This window comes from Methylomonas sp. HW2-6, assembly GCF_052474525.1.
The window spans coordinates 80407-99979 of the sequence record NZ_CP184124.1; the positions used below are offsets into that span (position 1 = coordinate 80407).

The window sequence follows — 19573 nt, forward strand, 5'->3', positions numbered from 1 at the left end:
TCGTCTAATTTGTAAATCAGTTTTTCCTAATTCTTTAATACCTCTTGCCAACGGCATCGGCAAACGCCACCGGACCAGCCAATTGGCGATTTTTCGGCTTCGTTTTATGTTATGTTGCAGCTTTGTTTCTGCTTACCGATAAACCAGCCACATGAGCATTAAATCAGACCAATGGATTCGCCGCATGTCCGAGCAACACGGCATGATCGAGCCGTTTCAGGCCGGCCAGATTCGCGAATCCGCCCAGGGCCGCATTATTTCCTACGGCACCTCCAGCTACGGCTACGACGTCCGCTGCTCCAACGAATTCAAAATCTTCACCAACATCAACTCGACGATCGTCGACCCGAAGGATTTCGACGAAGCCAGCTTCGTTGATGTTAAATCCGATGTCTGCATCATTCCGCCCAATTCGTTCGCGCTGGCCCGCACCGTCGAATATTTCCGGATTCCGCGCGACGTGCTGGTGGTGTGTTTGGGCAAATCGACCTACGCCCGCTGCGGCATCATCGTCAACGTTACGCCGCTGGAACCGGAATGGGAAGGCCACGTGACACTGGAATTCTCCAACACTACCCCGCTGCCGGCCAAAATCTACGCCAACGAAGGCGTGGCGCAAATGCTGTTTTTCGGCGGCGACGAAATCTGCGAAACCTCGTACAAAGACCGGGGCGGCAAATACCAGGGCCAGACCGGAGTCACCCTACCCAAAGCCTGATCGGCGTCCCGCCGTTTTAACTTCACCTGGGATAACGACATGACGTCTACCAGCACATCTGAAACGCTCGACCGCTACTACCGCCAAGTTCACGACATCATTCTGCAGCGCCAGGACTGGATCAGCGGCCTGCTGCCGGCCAGCACCGCGGTCAATACCCACGGCAATTACACCGATGCCTGGGTCCGCGACAATGTCTACAGCATCCTGGCGGCATGGGGTTTGGCTTTGGCCTACCGTAAAGTGGAAGGCCAACAGGAGCGCACCTATCTGCTGGAACAGAGCGTGGTCAAGCTGATGCGCGGTTTGCTGATTGCGATGATGCGCCAGGCGGCCAAGGTCGAAAAATTCAAGCATAGCCAAGACCCGCTGGACGCGCTGCACGCCAAGTACAACACCCAAACCGGCGAAGTCGTGGTCGGCGACAGCGAATGGGGCCACCTGCAATTGGACGCCACCTCGCTGTTCTTGTTGATGCTGGCGCAAATGACCGCGTCCGGGCTGCGCATCGTATTTACCACCGACGAAGTCAACTTCGTCCAGAATCTGGTGCACTACATCAGCCGCGCCTACCGCACGCCGGATTACGGCATTTGGGAACGCGGCAACAAAATGAACCACGGCATCGCCGAACTCAACGCCAGCTCGATCGGCATGGCCAAAGCGGCGTTGGAGGCCATTTCCGGCTTCAATCTATTCGGCAAGGACGGCGGCCAGACCGCGGTGATTCACGTCATCAGCGACGATATCGCCCGCAGCCGGATCACGCTGGAATCCCTGCTGCCGCGGGAATCGATCTCCAAGGAAGTCGATTCGGCCGTTTTGAGCGTGACCGGTTTCCCCGCCTTTGCCGTCGACAACCCGGAGCTGCGCGCCCGCACCGAGCGCTTGATCGTCGAGAAACTGCAAGGCCGTTACGGCTGCAAACGCTTTCTGCTCGACGGCCACCAAACGGTGATCGAGGACCATCAGCGCCTGCATTACGAACCCAGCGAATTGAAGCAATTCATGGACATCGAATGCGAATGGCCGCTGTTTTTCTGCTACCTGCTACTGAACAAACTGTTTGCCGAAGACAGCGAAGGCGTCGGCGACTACCGGCGTAAACTGGACGATTTGCTGGTGGAACACAACGGCCAGTGGCTGTTGCCGGAGTTGTACATCGTACCGGAACCCGCCATCGCCGCCGAAAAACGCCACCCGCACAGCCAAACCCGGATCGCCAACGAGAACGTGCCGCTGGTCTGGGCGCAAAGCCTGTACATCCTCGGCGGCCTGTTGCAGGACGGCTTGATCGGCCTGGACGATATCGACCCGCTGGGCCGTTACAAGACCAACCGGCTGCACGCCGCCGCTACCGTACAGATCGCCTTGTTGGCCGAAGACGACGAGGTGCGCGACGAATTGCGCGCACTGGGCATTCCGGCGCAAACCCTGACCGAAATCGCACCGATTCAGGTCCGCGACGCCAGCGAATTGGCCGCGGCTTACCACCAGGTCGGCCGTAACGACCGGATCGGCCTGACCGGCCGCCCGTTGCGGCAATTGCGCACGCTATCCACCTCCAAATTGTATCTGCTGGCCGGCGAGCCTTTGTTGTTCCTGCCGCAATTCATGAACCAGAAAGGGTTCTATCTGGCGATGGACAACCAACTGCTGATCCAGCGCCTGCGCATGGAGCTGACTTACCTGAGTAACCATTGCGACAGCGCCGCGCCGCCGTTGTTGGCGATCAACATTCGCCACAACATGCTGCAAAACGCGGACCGCGAGGTGCTGCTGAACTTCATCGCGCAATTGCGCCAAGGCACCCTGGAAGGGGTACGCGCCTCGCTCGGTTTGCTGACCGACTTAGTCGCGTCGGCCGCCCGCGAGCGCATCGGTTACCTGCACGATTTCAAATTCTCCGAGGCCAGTTGGGAAGAAGGCGAGCGGCCGTTCGCCCAGCTCCTGCCCAGCGGCGATGCAACCACACTGCAGGCTGTCGATAATCTGCTGGTGACCGAATGGGAAATCGGCGGCGACGAGCAATTGGTCGATCTTTTGCAGACCAACCCCAACCTGTATGCCCAGTTGGAAGCGTTAAGCCTGTTATGCCAACGCCACGGCCTCGACTTCGACACCGGCCTACGCAATGGCGAAGGTACACCGTGCCGGGTGCGCGACTTACTGGAGGAAGTCTACGCCCGCGCCGGCGATTGCCATGCCTGGTATTTGGTACGCCGCTGCGCCGGCTTACTGGAAAAATACGACATCAACCTGGAACAGGCCGCCACCGAGATTCTGGTGCGCCAACACGGCCTGACCGTCGGCCGCGCCTACAGCGGTAAAGCCACCTTGCGGCGGCCGACCGATTCCTGGCAAATCCTGGAAACGATCCGCACCTTCAATCCCGGCGACAGCAGCCAGCAAATCATCATCCAGGAATTGATTCTCTACCTGGGCATGCTGATCAAGCTGAAGCCGGAACTGTTCGCCGACATGCACACCATCCGCGTCGGCCACATCCTGCAATTGATCATCGCCCGCTACAAGCGTTTGCACAGCTCTTCGCTGGATCAGGCCTTCAACGACATACTATCGCTACCGCCGCATCAGGTCGCAACGCTGGTCCGGGAAACGCTGGAAGACTATAACAACAGCGAGAATCAGCTCGGCCAAGTCGAGACCTTGAACTACGAAGGCCCGCAACGCGATCTGGCCGCGGCCCGCTTTCCGGAAGCCATGGACCCGAAAGACCGCGCCGGGGCCGAAGATTGGTATGCCTGGCGCGAACAGCAAGGCAGCGTCGGCCGCGAAAACGAAGCCTTTTTCAGCGGCTTGTGGACGTTGCTGCACCATTGCAAGGGCTTGATGGTCGGCGAGAAATACAACAGCAAGCGCCGTATCGACAGTGAAATGATGCTGGCGCAGATGACCGCCGGGGAACAAACCTTCCGCCTGCATATCAACCATATCCTGAACAAGATTCAGGCGCCGGTGTATCGGCAGTTGAGTGTGGAAGCGTTGCGCGCGCTGGCCTCCATCGTCAAGGAGAATCCGGAGCTGTATATCGACGACACGCTGGTCACCGATATTCTGATCGGCCACGCGGTGCGAATCAGTTGGTTGCAACGGCATCCGCACTACCGCGACCACTACGAAGAATGTGTCTCGCTGGCCTGGCAGGCTTTCTACCAATTGCCGCCGCACGCGGTCGCCAACGCGATACTCGACGCCTTGATCCACCTGCTCAACAACGCCAACCCCACTGTGTGAGGACATTATGATTCTAGCCGGCGACATCGGCGGAACCAAAACGGTTCTGGCCTTAATCGAAACCCTGGGCGACGGCTCGTTGAACTGCCTGCGCGAACAAACCTTCGCCAGCGGCGAATTCGCCAGCTTCGACGAAATTCTGGATCTGTTTCTGAACGGTTCCGGCAAGGTGTCAGCCGCCTGTTTCGGCATCGCCGGCCCTGTACTGAACCAGCGTTGCCAGACCACCAACCTGCCCTGGCTGCTGGACGGCGCCGAGTTGAAGCAACGCCTGGGAACCGAGCGGGTCAAATTGCTCAACGATCTGGAAGCGATGGCGATCGGCATGCTGCATTTGCAGGCGCAAGACTTTATCGAACTGAATCCCAACGCCGAAGCCCAAACCGGGAATATCGCCGTGATCGCCGCCGGCACCGGCCTCGGCGAAGCCATTCTGCATTGGGACGGTAACAAGTACCACCCCATTGCCACCGAAGGCGGCCATTGCGATTTCGCACCGCAAAACCCGCAACAAGATCGCTTGCTGGCCTATTTGCGGCAAAAGTATCCGGCCCATGTCAGTTGGGAACGGGTCCTGTCCGGTCTCGGCTTCAGCAATATTTACGACTTTCTGGTCGATAGCCGCTACGCCCCACCCTGCCCGGTGGTTCCGGCCGCGGCCGATGCCGCCGGCGTCGACCGCAACGCCCTGATTTCGCGGCTGGGCGTGGACGGCGAAGACCCGGTCTGCCGGGAAACCGTGCGCCTATTCGCCGAACTTTACGGCACCGAGGCCGGCAATCTGGCACTGAAAGCCTTCGCCTCGGGCGGCGTGTTCATCGGCGGCGGCATCGGTCCGAAAATCCGCCCGATCCTGGAGTCAGGCGAGTTTCTGCAGGCCTTCGTCGCCAAAGGCCGGTTTCAAGCCATGTTATCCAAAGTACCGGTCAAACTGGCGTTGAACCCACGCACACCGCTATTGGGAGCCATGCACTACTACGCCGCGGGCTAAAGCCATTGGCGGATGTGGCCACTGGTTCCTGCCAAACCCGCCGGTTCGGCCAAGCTTAATCAATTCGTTCATGTTTCAGGTTCACCGGAATTTCGCGCCGCATCCATCCGCCGATATGGCTCCATCAGAGCAGGCCACAAGCCGGCTAATCCAATCGATTGCGGTTCTGCAAGCCGCGCTCGACTCCACAGCCGATGCCATCCTGGTTGTCGATGCCGCCGGGCAGGTCGCGGCATTTAATCCACAATTCAAGCGGATTTGGCGGATAACCGACGACAGCTTGAACGTCGGCGACGCTGCGGAATCGCTGCGTTACATTTTCGGCCAATTGAAACAAGCCGACGAATTTCTGCGCCGGGTCGACGACATTTACCGCAATTCGAAACAACAGCATTACCAAGAACTGGAACTGAAAGACGGTCGCGTCGTCGAGAGCTATTACCAGCCGCAAATTGCCGACGGCGAAATTCACGGTCGGATATGGAGTTTCCGCGACGTCACCGAGCAAAAAAACTCGCGCCGACGTCTGGCCCAGCTCAGTTTCGGCATGGACCAGATGCAGGACAGCGCCTACTTGATCGCGGAAGACGCCCACTTTCTGTACGTCAACAACCAGTCCTGCAAAACCCTGGGTTACAGCCACCGCGAATTGTTGCAAATGCGCGTGTTCGACATCGACCCTTTGTTTCCGAAAGCGGTTTGGGGCAAACACTGGCAGGAACTGAAAAGCCGGCGCTCGGTAACGCTGGAGACCTTGCACCAGACCAAACAAGGCGAGATTTTACCGGTGGAAGTGGTCGCCAATTATTTCGAATACGGCAACGTCGGCTACAACCTGGCAATCGTCCGCGACATCCGCGAGCGCAAGCGGGTCGAAGAAGCCTTGCAACAAGCCGCGTTAATTTACCAACACAGCAGCGAGGCCATGCTGCTGGCCGACGCCGAAGACCGCATTCTGACCATCAATCCGGCGTTTTCCGCCATTACCGGCTACGAGTCGGACGAGGTGGTCGGCAAACACATCGGCCTGCTGAACCGCGGCGTTCACAGCGATGCGATGTGGCAAGCAATCCGCAGCGACGGCCATTGGCGCGGCGAAGTCTGGGACAAACGCAAAAACGGCGAGACTTTCGCCAAAGCCTTGACCGTAAATACCATATTCGACGCCAACCGCCAGGTCCACCGGCGTATGGCCTTGTTCTCCGATATTACCGAAAAGAAACAGGCCGAAGGCTTGATCTGGCAGCAGGCCAACTTCGACCCGCTGACGCAACTGCCCAATCGGCGTATGTTTCACGAGCGCCTGGGCCACGCCATCAAAAAGGCCACGCGTGAACACAGCCGGCTGGCAGTCTTGTTTATCGACCTGGATTTGTTCAAGGAAGTAAACGATACCTTGGGACACGACATGGGCGACCGTTTGCTGCAAATCGCCGCCCAGCGCATTGTCGCCAGCGTGCGCGAAACCGACACGGTCGCCCGGCTGGGCGGCGACGAATTTACCGTCATCCTCGGCGAGGTCGGCGAACCCAGTAACGTGGAGCGCATCGCGCTGGGCCTGCTGGACCGGATGACCGAATGTTTCGAGCTGGGTAACGAAGTCGCCTACATCTCGACCAGCATAGGCATTGCGTTTTTCCCGGACGACGCCGGCGATCTCAACTCGCTGCTGAAGCATGCCGACCAAGCGATGTACGCGGCCAAACGCCAGGGTCGCAACCAGTACTGTTTTTTCATCCCGGCAATGCAGCAAGCCGCGCAATCCCGGCTGCGTCTGAGCAACGATTTGCGCCATGCCGTGGCCGAGGGCCAATTCTATTTGTGCTACCAACCTATCGTGGAACTCGCCAGCGGCCGGGTCAGCAAAGCGGAAGCCTTGATTCGCTGGCATCATCCGCAACGCGGCGTCATCAGCCCGTCGGAGTTCATCCCGATTGCCGAGGAAACCGGACTCATCAGCCAAATCGGCAATTGGACGTTTCAACAGGCTGCCAAACAAATTCTCGCCTGGCGGGCTTCGATCGACTCGCGCTTTCAAATCAGCATCAATAAGTCGCCGGTGCAGTTCCGCAACGAGCGCGACAGCCACCGCGACTGGCGGGAACAGTTGCAAGCCCTGAATCTGGCAGGCAACAGCATCGTCGTCGAAATTACCGAGGGCTTGTTGCTGGAAGCCAGCGGCAGCGTCGCCGAACAACTATTAGCCTTTCGCGACGCCGGCATCCAGGTCTCGCTGGACGACTTCGGCACCGGTTATTCGTCCTTGTCGTATTTGAAAAAATTCGATATCGATTACATCAAGATCGACCAAAGCTTCGTTCGCAATCTGGCGGCCGGCTCCGACGATCTGGCGCTGTGCGAGGCCATCATCGTCATGGCCCATAAATTGGGGATCAAGGTAGTCGCGGAAGGTATCGAGACCAGCAATCAACGCGAATTGCTGACAGCCGCCGGTTGCGATTACGGCCAAGGCTATTTGTTTGCCAGACCGCTGCCGGCAGAAGATTTCGAACGTCTGTTAGCCGAGACGCTGGATTGAGAACGACAAATCAGGAGAGGCGTGCGGCAAAACAGCCGCTGCCGGGGATTACCGCCGAACAGACAAGCCCGGCGGCAAAGCGGCTGGCAGCTTAGTGGGCGGCCAGATAGATTTTCAACATTTCTTTATACAGTTCCAGGGTAGCTTTCAACGATGCGGAACCGTTAGCGTCGCCTTTTTCGATTTCGTCGCGGGCGACTTTCAATTTGTCACCGGCTTTTTGGCGCAAACGCTCGGTTTGCTCGTAACGGAATTCTTTTTGCAACTGGCGCACTTCGCCCAGCGCTTTCAACACTTCGGCTTTGTCGGCGCCCTTGTCCAACAAACCGACCGCTTCCTCGACTTTGGCTACGGTGCCTTCGGCAGCGGCACGCACTTTAGCGTCGCCGGCGCTATTCGCATTGGCGGATGTGGAAACCAACGCAGCGGCAATCACCAAAAATGAAGCCAAGGTTTTTTTAACGATATTCATAAGATTCCTAATCAATTGGTATTTAAGGTGTTTCTAATTACCACACTAAAATTACAATATTATGACTGTATATTTTAATCCGGCTGCTTGTTCAAGCCCTCTCATACTATCATGAATTTTGCAAATATCGGCAAAATCGAAAAACCTTAATACCACAAATATAAAGCGGAATATATTACCCGTCCAACAAACCGCTAATATGTCTGATAAATCCGGTTTCGTTAACGAACGTGATCTCATACATCTTAGTCAAGCCTTGCGCCTGCTCGTCGCTAACGCCCAACACCAGCAACAGGAAGTTTTCCTTGGCAATCTCCAGCCGACGCCGCATCCTGACATATTTGTCGATGAAGGGCCGAAACTCGCCGGATTTGCACTCTATGAACAGCGGAATCCGGCTATTAATTAGAAAAAATATGTCCACTTCATATTTATCTTCATTGGCAAATTGAATATTGAAACTGCGCAGACAGGAAAATAGGCCTTTGCTTTCGTAACAATATTTAAGCAATTTCATAAACGCGTACCATTCCAACCATTCGCCGTTAAAAAAACCGGCGATTGCCGGGACGGTCTGCAAGGTTAAATATGCCCGCTTTTCATTCTTGTTATAAAAATATTTGGCCAAAAACGAAAATTCGTACAGGTTTCGGCAAAACCCGGTAATGGTTTTAATATCGTTCTGGCTGTGGTTGCTTAAATTCAACACTACCGAGGTATAACTATTACGTTGAGCCTTGCGTATCTTGTCCAGCACCTGCTGTAAAACCGGAAAATTGTCGCCCAGCTCCACCGCAATCTCATCGAAAAACCCTTGGGTATCAAGTGCATCGTGATCGACTTCGACCTGGATATGCTTGCGTTCGAACCATTGGATCACCGGCTTGTACTGCATGCTGTTGGTCATTACCGCAGTGTTATGCAAATCCAGCTCTTCGTCTTTAGGCAAATATTTCGGAGCTTCCGCCGCAGGCGGTATATTCTGCGCCGCCTCCAATTCCCGGTATTTCGCCAATAAGGCGCCGTACTTATCGATTAATTTCTTGATGAATTCGACGCTCTCGTAAATAACCGCCGCCTGTTCGCACACCGGGCATTTCACTGTCTTACCCACGTGTTCCTGAGAAACTTCTCTGAGATAGCCGCAATGGTTGCAGCGCAGAATTGCCATAACTAAACCTTCCTGACGATTTCCATTTATTGCCGGGGCCAAACCGGCATCCAACTAACGCCGCAACTATAGCAACAATGTCGCGAATCGGCCCATTTTCAGAGCAATTGTCGCCTTAACCGCACCGTTTCGACCAGCCCTGCCGAACCACAAAACCCATCCCATTGATATAAAAAGAAAAACATCGCAACCAAACCTATCAAGCCACCTGGACCGATATTTGCTGCAGTTTCACAAACGGCGGCAAAGCCGGGTTCGGCACATTCCATTACAGGTGATCTATGAGCAAAATCGGCATTTTTTTCGGCACCGACACCGGCAGCACCCGGCTGGTCGCTAAAAAGATATACAGCCTGTTAGGCGAAGAACTGGCGGACAAACCGAAAAACATCAACCGCGCCAGCCCCGAGGACTTGCTGAAATACGACGCGCTGATCCTCGGCACGCCCAGTTACGGCATCGGCGATTTGCCCGGCCTCGCTGCCGGCTGCCAGGAACGCAGCTGGCATGAATTCGTCGGCAATCTGGACGGTCACGGCTTTACCGGCAAACGCGTGGCCCTGTTCGGCCTGGGTCATCAGGAACGCTACGCCTCCCGCTTCGCCAGCTCCTTGATTCAACTGTACCGGGTGTTTTACGGCTACGGCGCCGATATCGTCGGCCGCTGGAACACCGAAGGTTACCGTTTCGAGCATTCCGACTCCATCATCGACGGCGAGTTCGTCGGGCTGGTACTGGACCAGCGCACCCAAGCCCATTTGACCGACGACCGGCTGCGGCTCTGGCTGGCGCAAATTACACCGCAATTATTGCCGGTCATGGCCGAAGCGGCGTAACGATGGCGATGTACAGTACCGAAGCGCAAGACCCGGATTTAACGCCGCTGGCCGACTGCAGCCGTTGCGAATACCGGGACACTTTACTGGCTGACGGCGGCTGCAAACCCGGCGACACCTGCATCCGCGCCCACAGCGGCCGCCAAATCGACCGCTTTCTGAAACGGCACCCCGGTCTGGCCGGCCAGTATATTACCGACGACTTCTGGGAACGCCGCGCCATTGCCGCCCGTTATCTGCCGACCAATATGTTGCGGCCATTATTGAACGATCCTGACGAGGCGGTCCGCCGAGTACTGGCCTACCGGGTACCTTTGGACTGGCTACTGGAGTTGCGCCAGGATAGTGACCGCGAAGTGCGGGTCACGGTCGCCGACCGGCTGCCGGAAACTCAATTGGAATTGATGGCCGACGATCCGGACTATCTGGTGCGGGTGTACGTAGCCAAGCGCTTGCCCAAAGGCCGCCTGTTCCGCTTGGTGGCCGACCCGGACACCGAAGTGCGACGCATCGTCGCCGAACGCATCCCCAGCGTCAGCCTGGGTCTGATGGCCGAAGACAAGGAAACCAACATCCGCCGTATCGTCGCCCAACGTATGGAAATCGAGGACTTGGCCTTGCTCAGCCGCGACCCGGATTGGACCGTCCGTTACGAAGTGGCGTTGCGCGCCGAAGACGACCTGCTCACGCGATTAACAGAAGATCCGGACCCGGAAGTTAGTGAAATCGCCAAAGAACGCATTGCCAGTCAACCCGAACGGCAGACATCCAATGAGCGCTGAATTTCTGGTTGGTTTGACTTACGCCGACCGGCTACGCTTGGCCAGCGAAGCCAGACACGCCGCACTGGGTCGGCTGTTCGAGTCGGACTTGGCGTCGTTGACCTCGTTGATGGGCCCGATGAGCGACGGCCCGGAATGGCCGGCTGGCGCCGCTTGGCTGGCAGCGCGGCATGGCGCCAATGCCTGCGTGATTTCCGACGGTCTGTCCGACCCCTGGGTGGAACGCTACCGACCGGAAACCGGCCTGGGCTTGGAAGTCTTCGTCGAAAGCCCCGACTCCGGCATACGCAACGACAAACCGCTCAACGCCTTGGCGGACAGTTGGCTTTTCCCGCTGACGGCCGAAGTCAGCCATACCCTGGCCGGTCATCCGGTACTTTGCGAAAAACTGGTGTCCGGCGAACCGCTGTCGCTGGAATTCAATATCGACCACATCAAAGACGGCCGCGGCCGGATCGGCGCGCTGTTGAGTCAGGTTCCCACCGGCACCGCCATCTTGCCCGGCGGCCAAATCAGCTTGATTGCAATCACCTTGCTGACCGGCGCCGAACTGTCCTATTTACGCGGAAAAGGCGCCGCCGCGCGCCGGGAACTAATGGACGGCCTGATCACCGCAGGCAGCGGCCACCTATCGCTGCTACATCGGCCGTCGTTAATCTGAACCGCGAGGTAGTAAAAGTGACTCCATTCGAACAATGGCTGGAACAACGCGGCTTCGCCCCATTTTCCGAGGTAACGGTCAACGGCCGCGGCGAACATGCCCTGATCATCGCGGCGCGTGAAGGCCGCGGCGACATGCTGCTGCATCTGATCCGCGACCTCGGCGCAGATCTCGGCGTATGCGACGCCTACGGCAACAATGCCCTGTGGGCCGCATGTTTTGCAGAATCCGCCGAGTGCGTCGAGCTACTGCTACAAGCCGGCATCGACATCGACTACCAGAATCCCAGCGGTTCGACCGCGCTGATTTACGCCGCATCCGCCGGCAAACAGCGCATAGTCGCCCAACTGTTGGCTGCCGGCGCCAATTGGCGCTTGACCACCGAGGACGATTTCAGCGCGCTGGATCTAGCCGCCAATCGCCAGTGTTTGCAAATACTGCGCGATATCAGCCGCGGCAGTTGCACCAACTGAGCCTGAAACTTCGCATTGACTCAACGCAAAGCACCTGCTCTGCCTGCCCCGCAAGCCTGAGCAGACTGAACCGGGAACGTCGAGAGAGATTTCGTCGCAAGGTCAAGCGGCGGGAACGATCTAAGCCCAGCCGCTCAGAAAAGTTTACAGCTCCACCGCAGTTTACGGTCCAGAAACTTGCGCGGCGCGCGTTCCGTGCCAGACTATCGCCATTGAGACAGCTTTCCGATGGCAGCCCGCTATGAATACGAGTCCCGCTAAGATTTTGATCGTCGACGACGAAGCCAACGTCCTTAAAGCCTTGGTGCGCTTACTCAAGGCTTACGACACGGTCACGGCCGAAACTGCCGATGAAGCGTTGCAGATTGCGCGGCAGCAGCATTTCGATCTGGTGATTTCCGATTACCGGATGCCCGGCGTCAACGGCATCGATTTCCTGATTTTGTTCAAACGTCTGCAGCCGGACGCCGTTAGGGTGGTCCTGACCGGTTTTGCCGATCTGGAAGGTGCGCAACATGCCATCAACGAAGCGGAAGTATTCCGTTTCATCAACAAGCCTTGGAGCAATGTGGAAATCGTCCATGTGGTTGAGAGCGGCTTGGCGCACAAACGCATGCAACTGGAGAACCGCGCGCTGGCGGACCAGGTGCGGGCTCAGCAAAAACTGTTGGACGAGAAGGATGCGCTGATTCGCGCGCTGGAAGCCGAGGAACCGGGAATTACCAAAGTCAACTGGGCCGCGGACGGTTCGATTATCCTGGACGACACCGATCTGGAGTGATCACGGCCGGATTCAGCGCTAGCCGCCCTGCCCCAGCCTAACCCGCAACACCAGATTCTTACCGTGCTTGCGCAGACCGAGGATGTCTTCGACATGTTTCTCGGTCAGGATTTGGTCTTTCAGATACAGCACGTCGTTGCATAACACTTCGGCCGCTTCCATGCCGGCTTGCAATTGGGTCCAGGAAATTTCGATGACCGGCCGCTCGTCGTGAGTACTGGTTTCGTCCAATAGCGCCAGAAAAGCGTCGACCACCTGCGGATCGTAATGGCTGCCTTTTTTCGATTGCAAGCGCTGCTTGACTTGGTCGGTGCTCATTGTGCTGCCGGTGATAGTGCCGTCAAGCATCGAGATGTATTCGCGAATCACCGTCAGAATCCGGCTGCCTAGCGGTATCGCCGCGCCGGACAGACCGGCCGGATACCCTGAACCGTCGTAATATTCGTACTGGTGACTGACCAGTTCCGCCGCCTGCTGCAACGGCTCGATGCCGGCCAACAAATGAGAGCCTTCCAGAGCATGGTTCAAATAGCGTTTGCGCTGCTGGCTGTTCATCGCAAAATGCGACAGCGTCAGCAGACTATCCGGCAAGCTCATTTTGCCGATTTGCAGCAGTAGCCCGGCAAACACCACGTTTCTGACCTCTGCCGGCGGCATGCCCAGGCGCTGGGCAACGTCTTTGGCGTGTTCGGCGATGTATTTGGCATGGCCGCTCTTGATACCGGGGCGCATTTCGATGATCTTGGCAAACGCTTTAACCGACTCGTGGTATTGCCGTTTCAACGATTCGTTGGCCTGTTCGATCACCTGCAGCGATTTCTTCAGCTGTTCGGTCCGCTTCTCGACTTTTTCCTCCAGGCTGGCATTGAGATCCTTCAGCTCCCGGTTCTGGCGTTCGACGATCGCGAACAGGCGCAGGCGCTCCTCGCGCAAGCGCTTTTGCTCCAATGCGTTGTTCACCAGGATTTTCAGTTCGTTGTCTTCCCACGGCTTGCTGCAATAGCTATAAATCTTGCCGTTGTTGACCGCAGCGATGGTCGATTCGATATCGGCATAGCCGGTCAGCAAAATCCGCAGCGTGTCCGGATAGCTTGCGGCGGCCCGGCTCAAAAATTCGGCGCCGTCCATTTGCGGCATGCGCATATCGGAAATGATCAAATCGATCGGCTGCGACTGCAGAATATCCAGGCCGGCAGCACCGCTTTCGGCCAAGTGCACGCTGTATTCCGCCGAGCGGAACAACCGCTTCAAGGCTTTCAGCACATTCGGCTCGTCGTCGACGAACAATAGTTGCGCGGCTGTAGCTGGGCTTGTCTCGTTCATGGCAATTTAGGCGCTAAGGTGGCGGGTTGCAGCGGCAGGAAAATCCGGAAAACCGTGCCTTGGCCCTGAACCGAATCGACCTGGATTTCGCCCTGGTGGTCTTTGATAATTTTATAGGACAGCGATAAGCCGAGACCGGTACCTTTCCCGACCGGCTTGGTGGTAAAAAACGGATCGAAGATTTTGGCTTTGACTTCGTCGCTCATGCCGCTGCCGGTATCGGCGATTTCGACGAACACCATATCGGCATCGCGATAACCGGTGCGAATGGTGATTTTGCCGAAATCCGCAATGGCCTGAGCGGCGTTGACCAGCAGATTCATAAACACTTGGTTAAGCTGAGCGCCGACACAGAGAAACGGTTTGACCCCGCCGTAATCTTTAACCACGGCCGCTTTGTATTTCAGTTCGTTGTTGACGATATTCAAGGTGGCGTCCAAACCGGCCTCCAGGTCGAATATGGCCTGATTCTGCCGGTCGATCCGGGAGAAATCGCGTAAATCCTGGACGATGTTTTTAGCGCGGGTCGCGCCCTCCAACGATTCTTTAACCAAATCGCCGGCATCGGTTTTGATGAAATCCAGATCGACCCGGCTTTTAAAGGCGCGAAATTCGGCCGCGACCGGATGGTTCTCGGGCAGATTGCCGGCCAAGCGCTCGGCCAGAGTGGCCGCAGACGCCAACTCGTCAATGTAATTTTTCAACGTATTCAGGTTGGAATAAATATAGCCGAGCGGATTGTTGATTTCGTGCGCGACGCCGGCCGCCAATTGGCCTATCGATGCCATTTTTTCGGCTTGAACCAAATGCGACTGCGCTTCCTGCAATTGCAGGTTGAGCTGGATCAGCCGGTTCTTATCCTGCTCCAGGGTTTGGTTGGCGACGGTCAGTTCCAGGGTCCGCTCGGCGACTTGCTCCTCCAGTTGGTGGTTGAGTTTGGCCAGCGCGGCTTCGGCTTTTTTGCGCAGGGTAATATCCATACCGCAACCCATCAAACCGGCGAACTCGCCGTTACGGCGCACGCGGGGAGCGGTAGTCTCCAGAATCCAGCTCACTTTGCCGCCATCAGCCAGCAAACGGTATTCGATCTTGAGCTTGGTTTTTTCGCCGGCCGCCTTGCTGTACGCCGCCATGACCTGCTCCCGATCTTCGGGGTGGATCACGTTCATCCATTGTTGTTTCTCCAGCCTGCCGCTGTGCAAACCGAAGGTTTTGAACCAGAACCGGTTGCAAAATATCGGCATGTGTTTGGCGTTGGTAATCCAAATCAGAGCCGGCAAATTATCGGCCAGATCCTTGAAGCGCTCCTCGCTCTCCCGCAGCGCCGAATAAAGATTACTGTGTAGCACGCCGAGATGTTCGTGGCGGTCGATTTCGATCCGGGCGGCATCGACGCCTTTGCTCAAACTGATACCCATCAGTTTGTCGGTCTTCAAAATATGATGGCAGAGCCAATCGACCAAAAAATCCAACAAATCCCCGGAAATCGCCGACCGGTCGCGCTCCGCGTCCAGCTGTACACTCCGGATTTTGTCGACGAACTCGCGATGCTCCTCGCTGTGTTTGGCAAACAGCTCCGGGTTGAAATTGGCGGCTGCCATCAGTTCTTCTTCATGGCGGAAATGATAGGCCGTGTAATCCGCCAGATCGCCGACCGTGGCGACTAAAACATCGCTATCGCCGCCCACCGCCACCAGTTCGTCCAGTTTGTTGATCAACTCCACCAGCTTCTGATGTTGGCGGTCGACGCTGTCCAGGCCGACGAGTAACTGATCGTTCCAAGTCAAAATGCTCATGTGCGCGAGTCCGCATTCGGATAACAGACTCGGATATTACTCGCGCCTATGCTATGGCACAATGCCGCTGCGTAGGAATGTTTAGGACAATCGCAAAAACCATGAAAATCGAAGCGTTTGAAGGGCTGCAAGCCCTGCTGCAATCGGCTTTTCCGAAACGCTGTCCGAACTGCGGCCGCGTTTTTAGCGGGCCTGAACAATTTTTCCGCGAAACCGGCGACATGCCCGGCGGCCGCTCATCGTTAAAGTCGTTCGTCGACGATCAAGGCATGGCGGTAGTAGAAGTTTTTCGCAATTGCCGCTGCGGTTCCACCCTAATGGACGAATTCAGTTGCCGGCGCGATATGTCCGCCCCAGGCCACCGCAGCCGCGAGCAATTCCAGTGTTTATTGCAGACTTTAGTCGCCCGCGGGATTGCGGCAGAAACCGCCCGCAACGAAATCCTCAAATTCATGCTGGGTGCTCCCAACCGCTTGCACGAGTGGCTCGGAGACGATCAAAACCCGGCCTGACCGTCGCTGACGCTGTTAAAAAATTGCTTGGCAGTACGGCCGTTTTTAGCAGCGCGCGTATGGGCAAAATCCAAAGCCGCCTTGTGCAACACCTCGCGATCGCCGCGGTAATCCGGGAAATAGCTGTCGACAATGTCCAAATATGTCTGGGTCTGCTGTGGATAAAACCCCAAACGCAGACCAAAGCGGTCCGACAACGAAATTTTTTCTTCGACGGCATCGGAATAATGCACCTCGCCGTCCACCAGTAAAGTATCGAGATTGTCCCGCATCTGTTCCGGCAGCAAATGGCGCCGGTTCGAAGTCGCGTAAAACAGCACGTTTTCCGGCGGCAGCTCGATCGAGCCTTCCAGCACGCTTTTCAACGGCTTGTAAAGACCGTCCCCGGCCTCGAACGACAGGTCGTCGCAATAGATAATGAAGCGTTGCCGATGCTCGCGAATGTCGTCGACGATTTCCGGCAAATACAAAAGATCCTGTTTGTCGACTTCGATCAAACGCAAACCTTCGTGCATGTATTCGTTGAATAAAGCCTTGACCAGCGACGACTTGCCGGTACCACGCGCGCCCCACAACAAAACGTTATTCGCCGGCAGACCGGCCAGGAAACGCAAAGTGTTATCGACCAGTTGCCGTTTTTGCGACTCGATGCCAAGCAGTTGCTGCAGCCGGATCGGATCGATATGCCGAACCGGCCGCAAATATTCCTGGCGCTGGCGCCAAATGGCTGCATACGTGTTGTTCCAATCGATCATGTTCGAATTCAGGTTTGAAGGGATAGTCGGATTGTATAATTTTTAGCCAATTTAACGCCAGTTTAGTTGGGACGGGCACTTAGCTTGGTTTTTAACGGTTTGCCAACAGACTTATCCACAACTTCTGTGACTAGACTCGAATCACCAGTGCATTTCTGTCAGGCTCGACCATAGGACTAAAAATTTTACTGATTTTGTTGGCTTTAGACGGGGAATTTGAGGTGTGACCAATAACGAACCACCCAACGGAAACCAATTAAAAACAAAAACATAGCAACATAACCAATATGTTGCCAACAATTTTTTCCACAGTTTCTGTGTATAATTCGGCGATCTCGTGCAGTTTACCACCGCACCCGCCCCCAACTCCGGCTTTTTAGCACCTGCGGGGGATAGGATACATGCTACGCAAGCGACAAATGTCTTTGAAAAACAAGCCTGCTTTCCAGCCATCACAAGATATCAACAACAATATGCACAAAAATTCCGATAAACCAGATGGCTGTGCAAATCTTTGCTAACGTAGAACCGATCCAGTTTCGTTGTCACCCGCAAACTGGCATCAAGCGTCAACCAAGCTGCACTGTCTTGACTCATACGATTTTAAACCCCGAAACGACGCGCTCGAGATTTTGCGCTAGACGCGCCAATTCTTGCGCCGAGCGGGACGCGCCTGCCGCAGTACTGCAGTTGTCGGCAGCGCTATCAGCGATCATTTTTATACGTTTCGCCATTTCGCGAGTAGCGTTGGCTTGGTCTGCCAAAATGCCGGTGATTTCACCAATTGCAGTACTGACATGATGGCTGCTATCGCGAATATCGGTAATCGACGTTGCGGCCTTACCCGCCAACGCCACACCGTCGTTCACTTTTCTGACACCCGATTCGACCTCCTCCGCGGCATGTTTGGTATTGACCTGTATTTTGCCTACCATATCGATAATTTCATGGGTCGAACTGGCCGTTCGTTTGGCTAGCGCGCGCACTTCGTCCGCTACCACCGCAAATCCGCGGCCTTGTTCGCCAGCCCGAGCCGCTTCTATTGCCGCATTCAACGCCAGCAGGTTGGTCTGATCGGCGATACTGCCGATGATGCTGACGATCCCGGAAATCTGGCCGGAAAAGTCCTCCAACTCCTGAATCGTCACGGCGGTGGATTTCACCGCAGCCGCTACATCAGTAATTTTACTGGCCGTCTCTTGGATTATAGTACCGCTGGTGAGCGAAAGATTACCGGAGTGTTCCGCCACTTCGTACACGGTTTTCGCTTGCCGGCCGATCTGATCAATCGCCTGTGACAGCTTTTCTACCGAATTCGCCATCATTTCCGATGTTTCAGCCTCTACTACGCTAGCCCGTTCGCTCTGAGACGATGCCGAGGCCAAAGATTCGGCAGCCCGATTCAACATTGTCACGTTGTCGGCTATACCGCTGATAATATCCAGCAGACGCCGCCGCATAGTATCCAAAGCCAGCAGTAGCTGGGCGATTTCATCCTCACCCAGCGGCGCAACTTTCGCAGTCAAATCTCCGTTCTGAATCTGCTTGGCAATCAGCAAACATTGACTCAGCGGTTGCGTAATCGATTGCGTCGTCAACCGACCGAGCAAGAGCGCGCTAATCAAAGCGGCACCGATCAAAGCCGACAGTATCAATTTGCTTTCTTCCGTGGTGTCGTGCAATTTTTTTAGCGAATCCTTGACGTCGATCTGGATTGCAGTTTCCAACTGGTCGACTTCATCGATAAACGCCTCGAAATCCGCGTCGAACTGCGCATCCAGCTTATGAAATTGGTCTTCGCCGATATTTTGACCCAGTGTGGCATAACGTCTGGCCAACATGGTGCGCACGGCCTGAAGTTTCTGTCGTGACGCATCGACTCGCGCCAGAGTAGCCGGATTTTCTACCGCTATAAACTTGCCTTCTTCGCTTTCGCCGCCGTGGGCTATTGCTTCCAGGAACCAGCTAGATTTGTCCATCAACAGATTCACGCTGTCTATAGACTCAGCGTTATCGCCACCCATAATTTCCTCGAACTTCAAATGGGCTTCAGTCGCGAGCAGTTTCGATTCCATGACTGCATCAACCAGCGGCGCCGCAGCCTCTCCGACATAGACTCCAGTATGTCCGACCACATCGATAAAATAAATACCGCTTATGCCGGTTAGTAATGTAATAAAACTGGCGCTAAAAAACGCTGCGCTCAGGCGTTTGCCGATTTCGACACGGTTAAGCATACAACTCTCCTGACCGACTTTTTGAAAAAGCAGTATTACCGAAATTTCAGATTTTCCAACCGCCGTATCCAATATGTTGCTAGCGGTCTAACAGAGTAGACCAGACCTTTGCGCAAAACGCCGAAAAACCGTCCGATCACCAGTACTGAACAATAATTTCCAGTCATTTAGAATAGGCGCCGTAGGAGAATTGGCGGCGCGGACATACGGGTAACACGTACAACGTACCACGTGCAGCTGGGACGATGCGCAATAATCGAAACATGGA

General features: G+C 55.7%; 16 protein-coding genes. 10 read left to right on the forward strand and 6 right to left on the reverse strand.

The window, feature by feature from the left end; genetic code table 11:
• Positions 1-151 precede the first annotated feature (151 nt).
• The 4 genes from dcd (at position 152) to ACH518_RS01375 (ending at position 7506) form a co-directional block, all read left to right on the forward strand.
• On the forward strand, positions 152-718 hold the full coding sequence (dcd, locus tag ACH518_RS01360; RefSeq protein WP_140912492.1) for a dCTP deaminase: 567 nt from the start codon (positions 152-154) through the stop codon (positions 716-718).
• Between the two features lie 39 nt (positions 719-757).
• Entirely contained in the window at positions 758-3976 is a 3219-nt protein-coding gene (locus ACH518_RS01365; protein ID WP_445371580.1) for a glycoside hydrolase family 15 protein, read from the forward strand.
• A 7-nt stretch (positions 3977-3983) separates the two neighbouring features.
• Positions 3984-4967: a glucokinase gene (gene glk, locus ACH518_RS01370; RefSeq protein WP_445371581.1), complete on the forward strand. Its 984-nt coding sequence runs from the start codon at positions 3984-3986 to the stop codon at positions 4965-4967.
• 115 nt (positions 4968-5082) lie between these two features.
• Positions 5083-7506, forward strand: a complete 2424-nt coding sequence (locus ACH518_RS01375; RefSeq protein WP_445371582.1) for a sensor domain-containing protein — start codon at positions 5083-5085, stop codon at positions 7504-7506.
• Between the two features lie 91 nt (positions 7507-7597).
• Here the strand turns inward: ACH518_RS01375 and ACH518_RS01380 are convergent, their stop codons facing one another.
• Complete coding sequence (locus tag ACH518_RS01380; RefSeq protein WP_140912496.1) at positions 7598-7978, reverse strand: hypothetical protein; 381 nt, start codon at positions 7976-7978, stop codon at positions 7598-7600.
• Positions 7979-8153: 175 nt separating this feature from the next.
• Positions 8154-9149, reverse strand: a complete 996-nt coding sequence (locus tag ACH518_RS01385; protein WP_445371583.1) for a hypothetical protein — start codon at positions 9147-9149, stop codon at positions 8154-8156.
• Positions 9150-9430: 281 nt separating this feature from the next.
• Between ACH518_RS01385 and ACH518_RS01390 the strand changes: the two genes are divergently transcribed.
• The 5 genes from ACH518_RS01390 (at position 9431) to ACH518_RS01410 (ending at position 12682) form a co-directional block, all read left to right on the forward strand.
• Positions 9431-9985: a flavodoxin gene (locus tag ACH518_RS01390; protein ID WP_445371584.1), complete on the forward strand. Its 555-nt coding sequence runs from the start codon at positions 9431-9433 to the stop codon at positions 9983-9985.
• Between the two features lie 2 nt (positions 9986-9987).
• Positions 9988-10767: a 4Fe4S-binding leucine-rich repeat protein gene (locus tag ACH518_RS01395; RefSeq protein WP_445371585.1), complete on the forward strand. Its 780-nt coding sequence runs from the start codon at positions 9988-9990 to the stop codon at positions 10765-10767.
• Positions 10757-11428, forward strand: coding sequence for a hypothetical protein (locus tag ACH518_RS01400; RefSeq protein ID WP_445371586.1), 672 nt, complete (start codon positions 10757-10759; stop codon positions 11426-11428). The genes ACH518_RS01395 and ACH518_RS01400 overlap by 11 nt, the downstream gene beginning before the upstream one ends.
• Positions 11429-11445: 17 nt before the next feature.
• Complete coding sequence (locus tag ACH518_RS01405) at positions 11446-11901, forward strand: ankyrin repeat domain-containing protein (protein WP_445371587.1); 456 nt, start codon at positions 11446-11448, stop codon at positions 11899-11901.
• 241 nt (positions 11902-12142) lie between these two features.
• Positions 12143-12682, forward strand: a complete 540-nt coding sequence (locus ACH518_RS01410; RefSeq protein WP_278210587.1) for a response regulator — start codon at positions 12143-12145, stop codon at positions 12680-12682.
• Positions 12683-12700: 18 nt separating this feature from the next.
• Here ACH518_RS01410 and ACH518_RS01415 read toward each other — a convergent pair whose 3' ends face one another.
• Both ACH518_RS01415 and ACH518_RS01420 read right to left on the reverse strand, forming a co-directional pair.
• Entirely contained in the window at positions 12701-14005 is a 1305-nt protein-coding gene (locus tag ACH518_RS01415; protein WP_445371588.1) for an HD domain-containing phosphohydrolase, read from the reverse strand.
• Positions 14002-15801, reverse strand: a complete 1800-nt coding sequence (locus tag ACH518_RS01420; protein ID WP_445371589.1) for a bacteriohemerythrin — start codon at positions 15799-15801, stop codon at positions 14002-14004. The genes ACH518_RS01415 and ACH518_RS01420 overlap by 4 nt, the downstream gene beginning before the upstream one ends.
• Positions 15802-15902: 101 nt before the next feature.
• Here ACH518_RS01420 and ACH518_RS01425 point away from each other — a divergent pair, with 101 nt between their 5' ends.
• The gene (locus ACH518_RS01425) at positions 15903-16313 is read left to right on the forward strand and encodes a hypothetical protein (protein WP_445371590.1); all 411 of its coding nucleotides are present in this window, start codon (positions 15903-15905) and stop codon (positions 16311-16313) included.
• On the opposite strand, the gene ACH518_RS01430 is transcribed toward ACH518_RS01425, so the two are convergent.
• Positions 16298-17068 carry an ATP-binding protein gene (locus ACH518_RS01430; RefSeq protein ID WP_445371591.1) on the reverse strand — a complete coding sequence of 257 codons (771 nt, stop codon included), beginning with the start codon at positions 17066-17068 and terminating at the stop codon, positions 16298-16300. The two genes, ACH518_RS01425 and ACH518_RS01430, sit on opposite strands and share 16 nt — an antisense overlap.
• Before the next feature lie 593 nt (positions 17069-17661).
• Positions 17662-19305, reverse strand: coding sequence for a methyl-accepting chemotaxis protein (locus ACH518_RS01435; RefSeq protein ID WP_445371592.1), 1644 nt, complete (start codon positions 19303-19305; stop codon positions 17662-17664).
• Between the last annotated feature and the right edge of the window lie 268 nt (positions 19306-19573).

Excerpts from the sequence above, each read along its gene's own strand:
- ACH518_RS01435 (WP_445371592.1), bottom strand. The coding sequence starts at position 19,305 with ATGCTTAACCGTGTCGAAATCGGCAAACGCCTGAGCGCAGCGTTTTTT.
- ACH518_RS01365 (WP_445371580.1), top strand. The coding sequence starts at position 758 with ATGACGTCTACCAGCACATCTGAAACGCTCGACCGCTACTACCGCCAA.
- dcd (WP_140912492.1), top strand. The coding sequence starts at position 152 with ATGAGCATTAAATCAGACCAATGGATTCGCCGCATGTCCGAGCAACAC.
- ACH518_RS01425 (WP_445371590.1), top strand. The coding sequence starts at position 15,903 with ATGAAAATCGAAGCGTTTGAAGGGCTGCAAGCCCTGCTGCAATCGGCT.
- ACH518_RS01395 (WP_445371585.1), top strand. The coding sequence starts at position 9,988 with ATGGCGATGTACAGTACCGAAGCGCAAGACCCGGATTTAACGCCGCTG.
- ACH518_RS01410 (WP_278210587.1), top strand. The coding sequence starts at position 12,143 with ATGAATACGAGTCCCGCTAAGATTTTGATCGTCGACGACGAAGCCAAC.
- ACH518_RS01420 (WP_445371589.1), bottom strand. The coding sequence starts at position 15,801 with ATGAGCATTTTGACTTGGAACGATCAGTTACTCGTCGGCCTGGACAGC.
- ACH518_RS01385 (WP_445371583.1), bottom strand. The coding sequence starts at position 9,149 with ATGGCAATTCTGCGCTGCAACCATTGCGGCTATCTCAGAGAAGTTTCT.
- ACH518_RS01380 (WP_140912496.1), bottom strand. The coding sequence starts at position 7,978 with ATGAATATCGTTAAAAAAACCTTGGCTTCATTTTTGGTGATTGCCGCT.
- ACH518_RS01375 (WP_445371582.1), top strand. The coding sequence starts at position 5,083 with ATGGCTCCATCAGAGCAGGCCACAAGCCGGCTAATCCAATCGATTGCG.
- ACH518_RS01390 (WP_445371584.1), top strand. The coding sequence starts at position 9,431 with ATGAGCAAAATCGGCATTTTTTTCGGCACCGACACCGGCAGCACCCGG.
- ACH518_RS01400 (WP_445371586.1), top strand. The coding sequence starts at position 10,757 with ATGAGCGCTGAATTTCTGGTTGGTTTGACTTACGCCGACCGGCTACGC.
- ACH518_RS01430 (WP_445371591.1), bottom strand. The coding sequence starts at position 17,068 with ATGATCGATTGGAACAACACGTATGCAGCCATTTGGCGCCAGCGCCAG.
- glk (WP_445371581.1), top strand. The coding sequence starts at position 3,984 with ATGATTCTAGCCGGCGACATCGGCGGAACCAAAACGGTTCTGGCCTTA.
- ACH518_RS01415 (WP_445371588.1), bottom strand. The coding sequence starts at position 14,005 with ATGAACGAGACAAGCCCAGCTACAGCCGCGCAACTATTGTTCGTCGAC.